This is a genomic window from Derxia lacustris (genome assembly GCF_002105195.1).
Classification (GTDB): Bacteria; Pseudomonadota; Gammaproteobacteria; order Burkholderiales; family Burkholderiaceae_E; genus Derxia; species Derxia lacustris.
This window is the reverse complement of the sequence record NZ_MUHU01000002.1, coordinates 336,480-352,964: the sequence shown is the minus strand read 5'-3', so window position 1 is coordinate 352,964 and position 16,485 is coordinate 336,480. Positions and strand designations below refer to the sequence as shown.

Here is a 16,485-nt window from a genome sequence, read left to right as displayed (position 1 = left end):
CAGCGCTATCCCGCCAACCACTGTCCGCAGCCCAATACCCCCTCGCCGCCAACATCCGAGGGACGCTGCATGGACCGCCTGCACGACCACCGCCCGCCGCCTGCCGCCGCGCTGCGCCAGTCCGACCCGCCCGCCACCCGCGCCCCGGCCATCGCAGCTTCCGACGCCACCGTCGTGCCCGGCGCCGCCACCGCCGCCGACCCGCTCTGGTACAAGGACGCGGTCATCTACCAGCTCCACGTCAAGTCCTTCTTCGACGCCAACAACGACGGCGTCGGCGACTTCGCGGGGCTGATCGCGCGGCTCGACTACATCGCCTCGCTCGGCGTCACCGCCATCTGGCTGCTGCCCTTCTATCCGTCGCCGCGCCGCGATGACGGCTACGACATCAGCGAGTACCGCGACGTCCATCCCGACTACGGCAAGCTCGCCGACGTGCGCCGCTTCATCCACGAGGCGCATGCGCGCGGCCTGCGCGTCATCACCGAGCTGGTCATCAACCACACGAGCGACCAGCACCCGTGGTTCCAGCGCGCGCGGGCGGCCAAGGCGGGCAGCGCGGCGCGCAACTTCTACGTCTGGAGCGACAACGACCAGGCCTACTCGGGCACGCGCGTGATCTTCTGCGACACCGAGGCGTCCAACTGGACCTGGGACCCGGTCGCGAAGGCGTATTTCTGGCACCGCTTCTACAGCCACCAGCCCGACCTCAACTTCGACAACCCGCGCGTGGTCGAGGCGGTGCTGGGCGTGATGCGCTTCTGGTTCGCGGCCGGGGTTGACGGCCTGCGGCTCGACGCCGTGCCCTATCTCGTCGAGCGCGAGGGCACCAACAACGAGAACCTGCCCGAGACCCACGCCATCCTCAAGGCGCTGCGCGCCGAGGTGGACCGCAGCTATCCGGGCCGCATGCTGCTGGCCGAGGCCAACCAGTGGCCGGAGGACACCCAGCAGTACTTCGGCGGCCGGCGCGACGAGGCCAGCGGCGCCACCGTGGGCGACGAATGCCACATGGCCTTCCACTTCCCGCTCATGCCGCGCATGTACATGGCGATCGCGCAGGAAGACCGCTTCCCGATCACCGACATCCTTCGCCAGACGCCCGAAATTCCGGCCAACTGCCAGTGGGCCATCTTCCTGCGCAACCACGACGAGCTGACGCTGGAGATGGTGACCGACCGCGAGCGCGACTACCTGTGGGAGACCTACGCGGCCGACCAGCGCGCGCGCATCAATCTCGGTATCCGCCGGCGCCTGGCGCCGCTGATGCAGCGCGACCGCCGCCGCATCGAGCTGATGAACAGCCTGCTGCTGTCGATGCCGGGCACGCCGGTGCTGTACTACGGCGACGAGATCGGCATGGGCGACAACATTCACCTGGGCGACCGCGACGGCGTGCGCACGCCGATGCAATGGTCGCCCGATCGCAACGGCGGCTTCTCGCGCGCCGATCCGGCCCGGCTCGTGAGCCCGCCGATCATGGATCCGATCTGGGGCTTCCAGGCCGTGAACGTCGAGGCCCAGCATGCCGATCCGCATTCGCCGCTCAACTGGATGCGCCGCATGCTCGGCGTGCGCAAGCAGCATCGCGCCTTCAGCCGGGGCGAGCTGAAGATGCTCTACCCCACCAACCGCAAGGTGCTCGCCTATGTGCGCCGCTTCGAGGACGAGACGCTGCTGTGCGTGGCCAATGTGTCGCGCGCGTCGCAGGCGGTCGAACTCGACCTGAGCGAGTACCAGGGCCGCGTGATGGTGGAAATGATCGGCGGCTCGGCCTTCCCGCCGATCGGGCAGCTTCCTTATCTGCTCACGCTGCCGCCCTACGGCTTCTACTGGTTCGTGCTGGCCGACAAGGCGCGCATGCCCAACTGGCATGTGCCCGCGCCCGAGCCGCTGCCCGACCTCGTGACGGTGGTGGTGCGCAAGTCCATCACCGAACTGGCCGACGCGGCGGTGCGCAAGCCGCTGGAGGCCGACGCGCTGCCGGGCTGGCTGGCAAAGCGGCGCTGGTTCGCGGCCAAGGACGAGAAGATCGACAAGGTGAGCATCGTGTCGCTCGCGTCCATCGGCGAGCCGAAGCAGCCGCTGGTGCTGGCCGAGCTGGAGGTGAAGACCGCCAAGACGCTCGCTCGCTACACGCTGCCGCTCGGCGCCGTGCCCGAGGAGGCGGTCGACACCGGCTCGCCGCTGCCGATGCAGCTCGCGCTCGCGCGCATCCGGCGCGGGCGCCAGGTGGGCACGCTCACCGACGGCTTCACGCTGCCCTTCTTCGGTCATGCGGTGATGGAGGGCTTGCGCGCGCGCCGCGCCATCGACACGGCCGACGGACAGATCCGCTTCATCCCCACGTCGATGATCGACAGCCTCGCGCTCGACCGCAGCGCCGAGGTGCGGCATCTGGCGGCCGAGCAGTCCAACAGCTCGCTCGTCGTGGGCGATGTGGCGATGGTCAAGCTCATCCGCCGCGTGGGCTGCGGCGTGCATCCCGAGGCCGAGATGGGCCGGGTGCTGACCGAGCGCGGCTTTCGCAACATCGCGCCGATGCTGGGCGAGGTGACGCGCTTTGCCGCCGACGGCACGCCCTGCACGCTGATCGTGGTGCAGGGCTTCATGCACAACCAGGGCGACGCCTGGCAATGGACGCTAGCGCGGCTCGACACGGTGATGCAGCAGGTGGCGATGACGCCGGCCGACGGCGGCCTCGACGACGACCCGGCCGCGCGGCTGGCGCGCGAGGAGAGCGGCCAGCCCGACGGCTTCGCGCGCTCGGCGGCGCGGCTCGGCCAGCGGCTGGGCGAGCTGCATGCGGTGCTCGCGATGCCCTGCGACGACGCGGCCTTCGCGCCCGAGGTGGCGACGGCGGCCGACACCAAGGCCTGGGCCGAGGCGGCAAAGGTGCAGATCGAAGCCGCCTTCAACGCGCTCGATGCGGTGTACGGCGGCGTGGCCGAGGGCGCGCGCTCGGGCGGCACGCTGCCTGCGGCCGGCACAGGCATCGGCGCCTGCGACGGCGAGCTGCCCGAGACCGAGGTGGCGCGCGCGCTGCTGGCGCGACGCAAGGCGGTGCTCGCGGCGCTGCCGAAGCTGGCGGCGGCGGGCGTCGGCACGCTGCGCACGCGCATCCATGGCGATCTGCATCTGGGGCAGATCCTCGTGTCCCAGGACGATGCCTATTTCATCGACTTCGAGGGCGAGCCGCTCAAGCCGCTGGCCGAGCGCCGCGCCAAGCTCAGTCCGTGGCGCGATGTGGCGGGCCTGCTGCGCAGCTTCGACTACGTGGCGCGCATGGCCGCGCGCGGCGGCCCCGGCGACATGAGCGCCAGCGCCTGCGAGCGCAAGCAGCGCATCCTCGACGGCTTCCTGCCCGCGTCGCAGAGCGCGTTCGTCGCGGCCTACCGGCATTCGCTGCGGCAGGCGATGCATGCGCAGGCCGAGGCGGCGCGCGCGGCGGAGGAAGCCGCCCGCGCCAGCGATGCGGCAGATGCCGGCGAGGCGGTGGAGGAGGGCATCGACGCCTCGGCCGCCGAGGCTGCCGCGCCGGTTGCCGACGCGCCGCAGTCGCCCCAGTCGCGCGTCAGGGCCGGTACCGCCGCCCGCGCCATCCCGCCGCGCGACCCGGCGGCCGACATTGCGCTGCTCGACCTCTTCCTGCTGGAAAAGGCCGGCTACGAAATCTGCTACGAGGCCGCGAACCGGCCCGACTGGCTCGCCATTCCGCTGCGGGGCTTCGCGGCGATCGCCGACGACGTGCTCGCGCGTCTCACCAGGGAGTGACCCGATGACGACCGCCACCCCGACGCGCAAGCGCGCCGACGGCTCCGACGCGCCCGACGCCACCGCCCGGCCCATCGACGACGACACCGCCCGCATCGCCGCCCAGCAGAGCGGCGGCGCCCAGCGCACCGCGCACTCGGCCGCCGACGACATCGCCGTGGACGCGGGCGACACGCCCGTCAGCCACCGCGAATCCCAGCCGCCCGACGGCGACACGCCTCGCCCGGGCGACGGCGCGTCGCGGTCCGCCGCCGTCGTGCCCGACCTCACCCGCCTCGGCGACCTCGACCTCTACCTCATCAACGAAGGCCGCCACCGCCGCCTTGCCGACGCGCTCGGCGCGCATGTCGTCACCGCGCCCAACGGCAGCATCGGCACGCGCTTCGCGGTCTGGGCGCCGAATGCGCGCCGCGTGAGCGTGGTCGGCGGCTTCAACCAGTGGGACGGCCGCGCCAACGTGATGACCACGCGCAGCGGCGGCATCTGGGAAACCTTCATCGCCGGCGTCGAGGCCGGCGCGCTCTACAAGTACGAGCTGGAGGACATCCACGGCAACCTGCTGCCGCTCAAGGCCGACCCGGTCGCCCAGCGCTTCGAGCCGGCGCCGGGCACGGCCAGCATCGTTCCCGAGCAGGCTGATTTCACCTGGACCGACGACGACTGGATGGCCCATCGCGCCGCCCACCAGCGCCACGACGCGCCCATCAGCGTGTACGAGCTGCATCCCGGCTCCTGGCGCCGGCCCGACGGCGAGTCGCCCGACTGGCGCCGGCTCGCTACTGAACTCGTGCCCTATGTGCGCGGGCTGGAGTTCACCCACATCGAGCTGCTGCCGGTGATGGAGCACCCGTTCGGCGGGAGCTGGGGCTATCAGCCGCTCGGGCTGTTCGCGCCCACGGCGCGCTACGGCGCGCCGGAGGATTTCGCGGCCTTCGTCGATGCCTGCCACCGCGCCGGGCTGGGCGTGATCGTGGACTGGGTGCCGGCGCACTTTCCGAGCGATGCCCACGGCCTCGCGCGCTTCGACGGCACCGCGCTCTACGAGCATGAAGACCCGCGCGAAGGCTTCCACAAGGACTGGAACACGCTCATCTACAACTTCGGCCGGCACGAGGTGCGCGGCTTCCTGATCGCCAGCGCGCTGCACTGGCTGGAGCATTTCCACATCGACGGCCTGCGCGTCGATGCCGTCGCCTCGATGCTCTACCGCGACTACAGCCGCGCCCCCGGCGAATGGCTGCCCAATGTGCATGGCGGCCGCGAGAACCTCGAGGCCATCGCCTTCCTGCGCGAGATGAACGACGCCGTACATGCGCTGGCGTCGGGCGCCATCACCATCGCCGAGGAATCGACCGCCTGGCCGGGCGTCACGCAATCGACGGCGGCCGGCGGCCTGGGCTTCGACTTCAAGTGGAACATGGGCTGGATGCACGACAGCCTGAGCTACTTCGGCGAAGACCCGCTGTGGCGCGGCTGGCATGGCAACAAGCTCACCTTCGGCCTCGTGTATGCCTTCAGCGAGCATTTCATGCTGCCGCTCTCGCATGACGAGGTGGTGCACGGCAAGCGTTCGATCGTCGGCCGCATGCCGGGCGCGGACGACTGGCAGAAGCTCGCAAACCTGCGTGCCGCGTACACCTTCATGTGGACGCATCCGGGCAAGAAGCTGCTGTTCATGGGCGGCGAGATCGCCCAGTGGCGCGAGTGGAACCACGACGGCGAACTCGACTGGTGGCTGCTCGAAAACCCGCTGCATCGCGGCGCCCAGCAACTGCTGCGCGACCTCAACCGGCTGTACGTGGACGAACCCGCGCTGCACACCGGCGACGCCGATCCGCGCGGCTTCCAGTGGGTGATCGCCGACGACCGCGAGAACTCGGTGTTCGCCTTCCTGCGCAAGCCGGTCGGCACGCAGGGGCGGGTGGTGCTGGTGGTGCTCAACTTCACGCCGCTGCCGCGCCATGGCTACCGCATCGGCGTGCCGCTGCCTGGGGAATGGACCGAGGTACTCAACAGCGACGCCGCCTGCTACGGTGGCGGCAACCTCGGCAACGGCGGGGCGGTGCCGGCGGAGGACCGGCCCTCGCACGGCGAAGCGCAATCGCTCGTGCTCACGCTGCCGCCGCTCGGCGGGCTGGTGCTGAGGGCGCCGGAATGAGGGGCGGTCGGCTCGCGCGCGGCGCGGCCACCGCATCGCGCGCCGCGCCGCACGACGGCCCGGCGGATCGCACACGCGCCTCGCGCGCGACGGGAGGCCATGCCGGATGCTGCTGATCCCCGACCGCCTGCTGCCGGGCAAGCCCTGGCCGCTCGGCGCGCATTCGGACGGGCTGGGCATCAACTTCGCGGTGTTCTCGGCGAATGCCGAGCGCATCGATCTCTGCCTGTTCGATCCGTCGGGCCGGCGCCAGATCGCCACGCGCACGCTGCCCGAATGCACCGACGAGGTCTGGCACGGCTATCTGCCCGACGCCCGGCCCGGCCTCGTGTACGGCTATCGCGCCTGGGGCGCCTACGACCCGGCCAACGGCCAGCGCTTCAACCCGAGCAAGCTGCTGCTCGACCCCTATGCGCGCCGGCTCGCGGGCACGCTGCGCTGGTCGGACGTGCTGTTCGCCTATCGCGTCAACTCGCCGCGCGGCGACCTCAGCATGGACCGTCGCGACAGCGCGCCCGCCATGCCCAAGGCCGTCGTGACCGACGACAGCTTCCACTGGGGCAACGATCGTCGGCCCGAGACGCCGTGGAGCGACACCGTCATCTACGAGCTGCATCCGCGCGGCTTCACGATGCTGCGCGACGAGATTCGCGCCGACGAGCGCGGCAGCTTCGCGGCGCTCGGCGATCCGCGCGTCATCGACCACCTGCGCCGGCTCGGCATCACCGCCGTCGAGCTGATGCCGGTGCATGCCTTCGTGCACGACCGCTTCCTGGTCGAGAAAGGGCTGAAGAACTACTGGGGCTACAACACGCTCGGCTTCTTCGCGCCCGAGCCGCGCTACCTCAGCGACACCTCGCCCGACGAACTGCGCATTGCGATCCGGCGGCTGCACGCGGCGGGCATCGAGGTGATCCTCGACGTGGTGTTCAACCACAGCTGCGAGGGCAGCGAACTGGGGCCGACGCTGAGCTGGCGCGGCCTCGACAACGCGAGCTACTACCGCCTCGCGCCCGACCGCCGCTACTACGAGAACGACACCGGCTGCGGCAACGCCTTCAACCTCGCACATCCGCGCGTGCTCCAGATGGTGCTCGACTCGCTGCGCTACTGGGTCGAGAGCTTTCATGTGGACGGCTTCCGCTTCGACCTGTGCACGACGCTCGGCCGCGAAGCCCACGGCTACGACCCCGGCGCCGGCTTCTTCGACGCGATCCGCCAGGACCCGGTACTGGCCGGCATCAAGATGATTGCCGAGCCCTGGGATGTGGGGCCGGGCGGCTATCAGCTCGGCAACCTGCCGCCGGGCTTTGCCGAATGGAACGACCGCTTCCGCGACAGCCTGCGGCGCTACTGGCGCGGCGACGGCAGCCAGCGGCCCGAGCTTGCCGCGCGCCTCGCCGGCTCGGGCGACCTGCTGGACCGCCGCCTGCGCCGGCCCTGGGCCAGCATCAACTACATCGCCTCGCACGACGGCTTCACGCTGCACGACCTCGTGAGCCACGCCCACAAGCACAACGAGGCCAACGGCGAGGACAACCGCGACGGCCACGGCGACAACTGCTCGGCCAACTGGGGCTTCGAGGGCGTGGCGATCTCGCTCGGCAGCGGCGAGCCCGAGCACGAGTACCTGCGCCGCTTCGGCGCGCGCGACGTGGCGGTGGCGGGCGAGCCGCCTGACGGCACGCATGCCGGTGAAGCCGGTGTGGCGGCCGATGCGGCCGGCATGCCGGGGCCGAGGCTGGCCGATCCCGCCGGCACGGGGCGCGGCGCGAGCGCGCCGGCACTGGCGCTCACGGGTTTCGCGCGGGTGATGGGCGGTATTCCCGGCGCGCTGCTCGCCAACGTGTCGGCGCTGGCCGCCACGCCCGTGCCGGCCTCCCGCGCGTCCGCCACCGACCTGCCGCTCGGCGCGGTGACGGTGCTGCGCCCCTCGCTTGCCGCCATCAACCGCGCGCCCGAGGCTTTCGACCGGCCGATGCCCGTGCTGCCCGAGCGCCCTGCGCCCGCCGCCGGCCAGGACGACGACATCTGGGACGTGCGGCGCGAGGCCTTCGACGTCATCGCGCGCCGGCGCGAGGCCATCAAGCGCGCGATGCTCATGACCGTGTTCTGCGCCCTCGGCACGCCGATGCTGCTCGCGGGCGACGAGTTCGGCCGCAGCCAGCGAGGCAACAACAACGCCTACTGCCAGGACAACGAGATTTCCTGGGTGGACTGGTCGCTCGCGCAGACGCCCGCGGGCCGTGCGCTCACGCGCTATGTGGCGCGGCTGATCGAGCTGCGCCAAGCGCATCCGTCGCTGCGCGCGCGCCAGTTCCTGCATGCGCGCACCCAGCTCGCGCCCGGCCTGCCGGACATCGCCTGGTTCGACGAGCGCGGCGGCGGCCTGAGCGTGGACGACTGGAACAACCCCGAGGGCAGGGCGCTCGGGCTGCGGCGCGCGGTCGCGCTGCCCGACGGGCGCATCGACCTCACGCTGCTGCTGCTCAACAGCTCGCCCGAGCCGCTCGCCTTCCGCCTGCCCGCGCCCGACGTGGACTGGGAGATCGCGCTCGACAGCGCCCATCCGTCGCGGCCGGCGGCGCGGCTCGCGCCCGTCGATCCCGTGGTGGCCGCGACCGGCGGCCGCGCCTACGAACTCGCCCGGCACGCCTCCGCGCTGCTGGTCGCCACGCTCGTCCCCGAGGTGATCCGATGACTCCGCACCGCCCTCCGGCGCCCGGCGCCGGCGATCCGCCGCCCGGCCCCGCCCCGTCGCCCGCCGACGCCGCGTCGCCGGCTCCCGAGCCGCCCACGCCCGCCGAGGCCCGCGTCATCGCCGAGATCGAGCGCGCCGTCGAGCCGGCCTGGGGCGCGCGCACCGACGGCGGCGCGACCGGCTTCCGCCTCTGGGCGCCGGCCTGCACGCGCGTGGACCTGTGCATCGACGGCCGCCCGCCCGAGCCGATGACGCGCGACGAGCGCGGCGTGTTCTCGGTGACGGTGACGGGCGGCGCCGGCATGCGCTATCGCTTCCGCCTCGGCGACGGGCTTCAGCCCGGCCTGCTCGTGCCCGATCCGGCCTCGCGCGCCCAGGCCGGCGACGTGCACGACGCGAGCCTCGTCGTCGCGCCCGACTTCGACTGGCGCCATCCCGACTGGCCCGGCCGGCCGTGGCACGAGGCCGTCATCTACGAAGTGCATGCCGGCCTGTGCGGCGGCTTTGCCGGCGTGGCCGACCGCCTGCCCGAACTGGCGGCGCTCGGCTTCACCTGCATCGAGCTGATGCCGGTGGCCGACTTCGCCGGCCCCTGGAACTGGGGCTATGACGGCGTGCTCCCGTTCGCGCCCGACGCCGCCTACGGCAGCCCGGCCGACCTCAAGGCGCTGATCGACGCGGCCCACGGCCTCGGCCTCATGGTCATGCTCGACGTCGTCTGCAACCACTTCGGGCCGGACGGCAACTATCTCGGCGCCTACGCGCCCGACTTCTTCCGCGACGACCTGCAGACGCCCTGGGGCGGCGCGATCGACTTCCGCCGGCCCGAGGTGCGCGGCTTCTTCAGCGCCTGCGTGCTGCAATGGCTGGTCGAGTACCGCGTCGACGGCATCCGCTTCGACGCGGTGCACGCCATCCCCGAAGCCGACTGGCTCGACGAGATGGCCGCCGCCGCGCGCGAGGCGGTGGAAGTGGCCACGCCCGGCCGCCAGGTGCATCTCGTGATCGAGAACGAGCGCAACGAGGCCGCCCCGCTCGAACGCGACTTCGACGCCCAGTGGTGCGACGACCTGCATCACGCCATCCACTGCATCCTCACCGGCGAGCGCGAGGGCTACTACGAAGACTTCGCCGATCGCCCCGCCGAGCATCTGGCGCGCGGGCTGGCCGAGGGCTTCATCTACCAGGGCGAGCCGAGCGCCCACGCGGGCGGCGCGCCGCGCGGCACGCCGGGCGGCCATCTGCCCACGACGGCCTTCGTGTTCGCGCTCCAGAACCACGACCAGATCGGCAACCGCGCCTTCGGCGACCGCCTCGTCACGCTGTGCGAGCCGGCCGCGCTGCGCGCCGCGATCGGGCTGCAACTGCTCGCGCCCTTCATCCCGCTGGTGTTCATGGGCGAGGAGATGGGCACGCGCACGCCCTTCCTGTTCTTCACGAGCTTTGCCGCGCCCGAGCTGGCCACGGCGGTGCGCGAAGGGCGGCGGCGTGAGTTCGCCAGGTTCGCCGCGTTTGCCGACCCGGCGCGGCGCGAGCGCATTCCGGACCCGAACGCGAAATCCACCTTCGAGGCCTCGGTGCCCGAAGCGCCCGACGATGCCGACGACTGGCGCGCCTTCTACCGCGAGCTGCTGGCCCTGCGCGCGGCCGAGATCGCGCCGCGCATTCCCGGCGCGCGCAGCGCCGGCGCCGAGGTGCTGTCTCCGGATGCAACCGTCGCGCGCTGGCGACTGGGCGATGGCAGGCTGCTGACGATTGCCTGCAACCTCGGTGCCGAACCGCTCGCGGTCGCCATCCCGGCCGGAGGGCTGCTGTGGCGGGGTGGTGCGCGTGCCGAGGCCTCGGCCGATCTCGCCTTCGACGGCCTGCCCGGTCATACGACGCTGGTCTGGCTCGACGGCGACGCGACCGCCGCCCGCGTGACGCTCGGCGCCGAGGCGGACCTGGCCGAAGCCGCCGCGACCGATCCCGTCAATGCCGACGCGACCGGTCAGGGCGGCGCCGGCGGCGCATTGGCCGCCCGCGCCGCCGACGACGGCACCGCCCCGGCGGCGCCGTGACGCCGAGCGCGCACGCAGGCATGCCTCTCCCGCCGACCGAACCGGAATCGCCATGACCGACGCCCAGCCCCGCGCCCCTTCCGTCGCCGATCTTCACACCACGCCCGCGCTGCCACCCGGCGCCGCGCTCGGCCATCTGGTCGCCGGCCCTGACGATCGCGGCGCGATGTCCCTGCCGCCCGACCTCGCCCGGCTCGCGCGCGACTGCGGCATCGCGCCCGAATGGATCGATGCCTACGGCCAGCCCCAGACCGTGCCGGCCGACACGCTGCGCGCGCTGCTGTCCGCGCTCGGCTTCGAGGCCGACACGCCCGCGCGCGTCGCCGAGAGCGCCGACCGGCTGCATGCCTTCGGCCACCCCGCGCATGCGCCGCTCGTGACGGCGCGCGTGGGCGAGGCGGTGGTCTGGCGCGGTCATCCCGACGGCGCCGGCCCGGCCCGGCTCACGCTCGAGGACGGGCGCGGCTACGACTGCGCGATCGAGGCGCTGCCCGGCGGCTGGCTGCGCATTCCGGCCGTTGGCGTGCCGGGTTATCACCGCATCGAGCATGACGGCGTGCAGACGGTGGTGGCGGTCGCGCCCCAGCGCGCCTGGACCCTCGACGATGCCTGCGCCGACGCGCCGGGCGAGCGCTGGTGGGGCCTCGCGGTGCAGCTGCATTCGCTGCGTGCCGACGCGCGCGGCGAGCTGGTGGGGGCGGGCGGCTTCGCGGCCCTGGCCTGCGTGGCCGAGCATGCCGGCCGCCAGGGCGCGCAGGCGCTGGCCGTCAGTCCGGCGCACGCGCTGTTCGCGGCCGACCCGGCGCGGTGCAGCCCGTATTCGCCGTCGAGCCGGCGCTGGCTCAACGTGCTGCATGCCGACGCGGCGCTGGTGTTCGGCCGCGAGCGCGTGCGCGAGGCCAAGCGGCTCGCGGGCGTGGCCGAGCTGGCGGCGCGACTGGAGGCGGCCCAGCTCATCGACTGGCCGGGCGTGGCCGAGGTGAGGCTCGGCTGCCAGCGCCGGCTGTACGAGGACACGTTCATCTTCAGCGAGGGCCGGCCGCAGGCGCGCGCCGCCGCCGACCAGCCGCTGGCCGACAACTTCATCGCCTTTCTCGACGATGGCGGCCAGCCGCTGCTGCGCCATGCCTGCTTCGAGGCACTGCATGCCCACTTCCGCCGCCTGCTCGGCCCGAAGACCGGCGGCTTCCATGACTGGCCGGCCGAGTACCGCGATCCGGCCTCGCCGGCGGTGGCCGAGTTCGCCAGGGCCAATGAAGCGGAGATCGGTTTCCACCTTTTCCTGCAATGGCTGGCGGCCTGCGGGCTGGCGGGCGCCCAGGCGGCGGCGCGCGGCGCGGGCATGGGCGTGGGGCTGATCGGCGATCTGGCCGTCGGCATGGACCCTGGCGGCAGCGAGGCCTGGAGCCACCAGGGCGTGGTGCTGCACGGGCTGTCGGTGGGCGCGCCGCCCGATCTGCTCAATCCGCTCGGCCAGGCTTGGGGGCTGGCGACGTATTCGCCGGCGGCGCTGGCGGCGAGCGGCTATCGCGCCTTCATCGACATGCTGCGCGCCGTCATGCGCGCGAGCGGCGGCATCCGCATCGACCATGTGCTGGGGCTGCGCCGGCTGTGGCTGTCGCCGCCCGACGGCGGTGGCGCCTATCTCCAGATGCCCTTCGACGACCTGCTGCGGCTGGTGGTGCTGGAAAGCTGGCGCAATCGCGCCATCGTCATCGGCGAAGACCTCGGCACCGTGCCGGCCGGTCTGCGCGAGGCGCTGGCCGACCACGGCATCGCCGGCATGAAGGTGCTGTGGTTCGAGCGCGAGACGGCGCAGGACGGCGGCGGCTTCGCCGACCCCGAGCGCTGGCCGCGCGGCGCGGTGGCGCTCACCAGCACGCACGATCTGCCGACCGTGGCCGGCTGGTGGGCCGGACGCGACATCGACTGGCGCGAGAAGCTCGGCATCGGCACGCCGGCCGACATCGAGCGCCAGCGCGCCGAGCGCGCGATCGACCGCACCCTCATCACCGAACCGCCCGCGCTCGACGCCAGCGGCCTCGCGGTGCCGCCCGCCGACATGGCCTTCGACCGCGTCGGCCGATCGGGCTGCGCGCTCGCCGTCGTGCAGGCCGAGGATCTGCTTGGCCTCGTCGAGCAGGCCAACCTGCCAGGTACCGTTGACGAGCATCCCAACTGGCGCCGCCGCCTGCCGGTGAGCTGCGGCAGCCTGCTCGACACGCCCGACGCCGCCGCGCGTCTGAACGTGCTCACCGCCGCCCGCGCGCGCCAGCTGGTGCTGCCGCTCAAGGGCGCCTGGAACCCGAGCGCCACCCAGCCCGGCCTTGCGGCCGTGATGCGCGAGGTGCGCCAGGCGGAGCTGCCGAAATGAGCCTGCCGCGCGCCACGCTGCGCCTGCAATTCCACGCCAGCTTCACCTTCGACGATGCGCATGCGCGCCTTGACGACTGGGCCGCGCTCGGCATCAGCCATCTCTACGCCTCGCCGGTGTGCGCGGCCGTGCCCGGCTCGCCGCACGGCTACGACCAGACCGACCCGACGCGCATCAACCCCGAACTCGGCGGCGAGGACGGCCTGCGCCGCCTCTGCGCCGGGTTGGCCGCGCGCGGCATGGGACTGGTGCTCGACATCGTCCCCAACCACATGGCGACCGGCGAGCACAACGCCTGGTGGATGGACGTGCTGCGCTTCGGCGAGGCGAGCCGGCATGCGCACTGGTTCGACATCGACTGGCAGTCACCCGACCCGCTGCTGCGCGGCCGGCTGCTGCTGCCGGTGCTCGGGCGGCAGGTAGGCGCGGTGGTGGCGGCCGGCGAACTGGCCCTCAAGCTCGACGCGGCGACCGGCGAGCTGTTCGTCGGCTATTTCGACAACCGCTTTCCGGTCGGCTTCGGCAGCTATGGCGCGCTGCTGCGCTCGGTGCCCGGCGCGCCGCACCTGACGACCCGGCTCGCGGCGCTGGCCGATGCCTTCGACGACGCGGCCGACCTCGCCGACGACGACGCGCCGCTCGGCATCGCGCATGCGCAGCACGAGCTGGCGCTGGAGCGTGCCGAAGATGCGGGTCTGCCGTCGCAGGGCGCGGATGCCTTTCTGCCAGCGCGCGGCGCGGGCACGCGCGGCATGGCCGCGGCCTCCGGCGCCGCACCCCGGACCGCCGCGCGCGGACTCGATCCGGCCTGGGCCGACGATCCGCTGCCCGCGCGTGTGGCGGCCGCCTTCGATGCCGCGCGCCGCGCGCTCGCCGATGCCCTCGTCGACGAGGAACTGCGCGCCACCGTCGAGCGCGGCCTCGCGGCCTGGGGCGGGCCGGACGGCTCGCCGCAGAAGCGCGCGGCGTGGATGGACCTGCTCGACGCCCAGCCCTGGCGGCTTGCCTGGTGGCGCACCGCCGCCGACGAGATCAACTGGCGCCGCTTCTTCGACGTGAACACGCTGGTCGCGCTGAGCATGGAGCGGCCAGAGGTGTTCGATGCCGTGCACGCCTTGCCCCTGCGGCTGGTGCGCGAAGGGCTGATCGACGGCCTGCGCATCGACCACATCGACGGCCTGACCGATCCGGCGGCCTATTGCAAGCGCTTGCGCGCGGCGCTCGACGCCGCCGAGCAGGCGCGCGACGAGGCGCGGACGCAGGCAGTCGAGGCGCGCGCCGAACTCGGCATGGCACAGGCCGACGCAGCGCATCCGGCGTCGGGCGTGGCCGCGCTGGCGTCGTCGGATGTGCGCGTGGCCGAGCGGCCAGGCGGTCGCGGGCAGGGTCGCACCTGGCTCGTGGTGGAGAAGATCCTCGCGCCCGGCGAGCCGATGCCCGACTGGCCGGTGGACGGCACCAGCGGCTACGACTTCATGTCGGAGGTGGCCGCGCTGCTGCATGCGCCCGAGGGCGAGGCGCCGCTCACCCGGCTTTGGCGCGACATCGCCGGGCGGCCGGAGTTCGCCGAGGAAAAGCGCGGCGCCCGCGCCGAGATCCTCGACCTGAGCTTCGCGGCGCAGTTCGCGGGCACGGTGGGCGCGTTGCACCGGCATGCGCGCGGCCGCGATGAATCGCGTGACTGGAGCGCGCATGCGATCACCCGCGCGCTGCGGGCGCTGCTGCTGCACTTCCCGGTGTACAGGGTGTATTCGCGGGTGGGCGAGGCATCGAGGCAGGACCGCGCGGTGCTCGCCCAGGCCGCCGCCGCCGCGCGCGCCGAACTGCGCCCGAGCGAACACGCGATGCTGGAAACGCTGGCCGGCTGGCTCGCGGGCGATGATGCCGGCGCCGCCGCGCCCGCGGACGGCGATCCGCCGCCGCGCCGCGAGGACCGCACCGCGCCCGCCGCGCGCACCGCCACCGGCCTGACGAGCGCGACGCGGGCGAGCCGCGCCGCCTGGGCGCCCGACGACGAGCGCCTGCCCTCGACCCACCGCGCCGGCGAGCATGCCGACGCCCGCGCGCCGCTCGCCGAGGCGCTGCGCCGCTTCCAGCAGCTCAGCGCGCCGCTTGCCGCCAAGGCCATCGAGGACACGGCGCTCTACCGCTTCGGCCGGCTGCTGTCGCGCAACGACGTGGGCTTCGAGCCGGAGGAATTCGCGCTCGGCCCCGACGATTTCCACCACGCGATGCAGGCGCGCGCCGAGCGCTGGCCGCACGCGATGCTCACCACCGCCACCCACGACCACAAGCGCGGCGAGGACGTGCGCGCCCGGCTGGCCATGCTGAGCGAGGTCCCCAACGACTGGAAGACGGCCGTCGGGCGCTGGCGCGGCATGAACCGGCATCTGAAAGGCGGCTTCGCCACCAACGGCGGCAACCGGCCGGCCGACAGCACGGCGACCGGCCTTGTGCCCGCCAGCCAGGCCGCCGACGCGCCCTCGGCCGGCGACGAGTACATGCTCTACCAGACCCTCGTCGGCGCCTGGCCGCCCGGCCTCGCTGCCGACGACCGCGTCGGCCTGCAAGCGTTTGCGGAGCGTGTCGTGCGCTGGCAGGAGAAGGCGCTGCGCGAGGCCAAGCTGCGCACGGGCTGGATCGCGCCCGTGCCGGCCTACGAGGACGCCTGCCGCGACTTCGCGCTGGCGCTGCTCGACCCGGACATCAGCGCAGCCTTCCTGGCCGACCTGACCGCATTCATTACCAGCGTCGTGCCGGGCGGCGTCATCAACAGCCTCGTGCAGCTCACGCTGCGCTGCACCTGCCCCGGCGTGCCCGACCTCTACCAGGGCGCCGACGGCTGGGACTTCAGCCTCGTCGATCCCGACAACCGCCGCCCCGTCGACTGGGACGCGCGCGCGGCGATGCTCGGCGCCGCCGGCCTCGCGCACTGGCCCGATCCGTCGATCAAGCAGCGCCTGCTGCGCGACCTGCTCGCGCTGCGCGCGAAGCTGCCTGACGTGTTCGCCGAGGGCGGCTATGTGCCGGTCCAGATCGACGGGCCGGCGGCGACGCAGGCGCTGGCCTTCATTCGCGGCGTGCCGGGGCGGGCGGTGCTGGTGGCGGTCGCGCTGCGGCCGTCGCGCGCGGTGCCGCCCAACAGCTCGTGGCTGCGGCTGACCTCGGCGTTCGCGGGGATGCGCTGGCGACGCGCGCTGCCCGGGGCGATGGCGACGGTGCAGGGCGCGGCGCCGCGCGAGGTGGCGATGAGCGGGAGCGCGCTGCCGGCGATCGATCGGCTGCTGTGCGAGCTGCCGGTGGCGGTGCTTGAGGGTGGGATGAGCTGAGCGGGTTGCTCGTGGGGCTGTTCTTCAGGCGCCGCGCGCGGCGGGCGGGGCCTCGGGGTCGGGGCCTTCACGGATGCGCCGGCTGCTGT

The 16,485-nt window shown here is 73.2% G+C and carries 5 protein-coding genes and 1 pseudogene; all 6 read left to right on the top strand.

Annotation, left to right across the window (positions count from 1 at the left end; all coding sequences use genetic code 11):
- Positions 1 to 69: 69 nt before the first annotated feature.
- Positions 70 to 3,774, top strand: a complete 3,705-nt coding sequence (gene treS, locus B9P64_RS03360) for a maltose alpha-D-glucosyltransferase (protein WP_084544754.1) — start codon at positions 70 to 72, stop codon at positions 3,772 to 3,774.
- Positions 3,775 to 3,778: 4 nt separating this feature from the next.
- Complete coding sequence (gene glgB / locus B9P64_RS03355) at positions 3,779 to 5,932, top strand: 1,4-alpha-glucan branching protein GlgB (protein WP_051378037.1); 2,154 nt, start codon at positions 3,779 to 3,781, stop codon at positions 5,930 to 5,932.
- 106 nt (positions 5,933 to 6,038) lie between these two features.
- A pseudogene (glgX, locus tag B9P64_RS30665) lies at positions 6,039 to 7,520 on the top strand (glycogen debranching protein GlgX); the annotation flags it as partial.
- A gap of 1,109 nt (positions 7,521 to 8,629) precedes the next feature.
- Positions 8,630 to 10,693, top strand: a complete 2,064-nt coding sequence (gene treZ / locus B9P64_RS03345) for a malto-oligosyltrehalose trehalohydrolase (RefSeq protein ID WP_084544752.1) — start codon at positions 8,630 to 8,632, stop codon at positions 10,691 to 10,693.
- A 52-nt stretch (positions 10,694 to 10,745) separates the two neighbouring features.
- On the top strand, positions 10,746 to 13,067 hold the full coding sequence (gene malQ / locus B9P64_RS03340) for a 4-alpha-glucanotransferase (RefSeq protein ID WP_211238031.1): 2,322 nt from the start codon (positions 10,746 to 10,748) through the stop codon (positions 13,065 to 13,067).
- Positions 13,064 to 16,396: a malto-oligosyltrehalose synthase gene (treY, locus tag B9P64_RS27200; protein ID WP_028310528.1), complete on the top strand. Its 3,333-nt coding sequence runs from the start codon at positions 13,064 to 13,066 to the stop codon at positions 16,394 to 16,396. Before malQ ends, treY begins: the two co-directional genes overlap by 4 nt.
- Positions 16,397 to 16,485 lie beyond the last annotated feature (89 nt).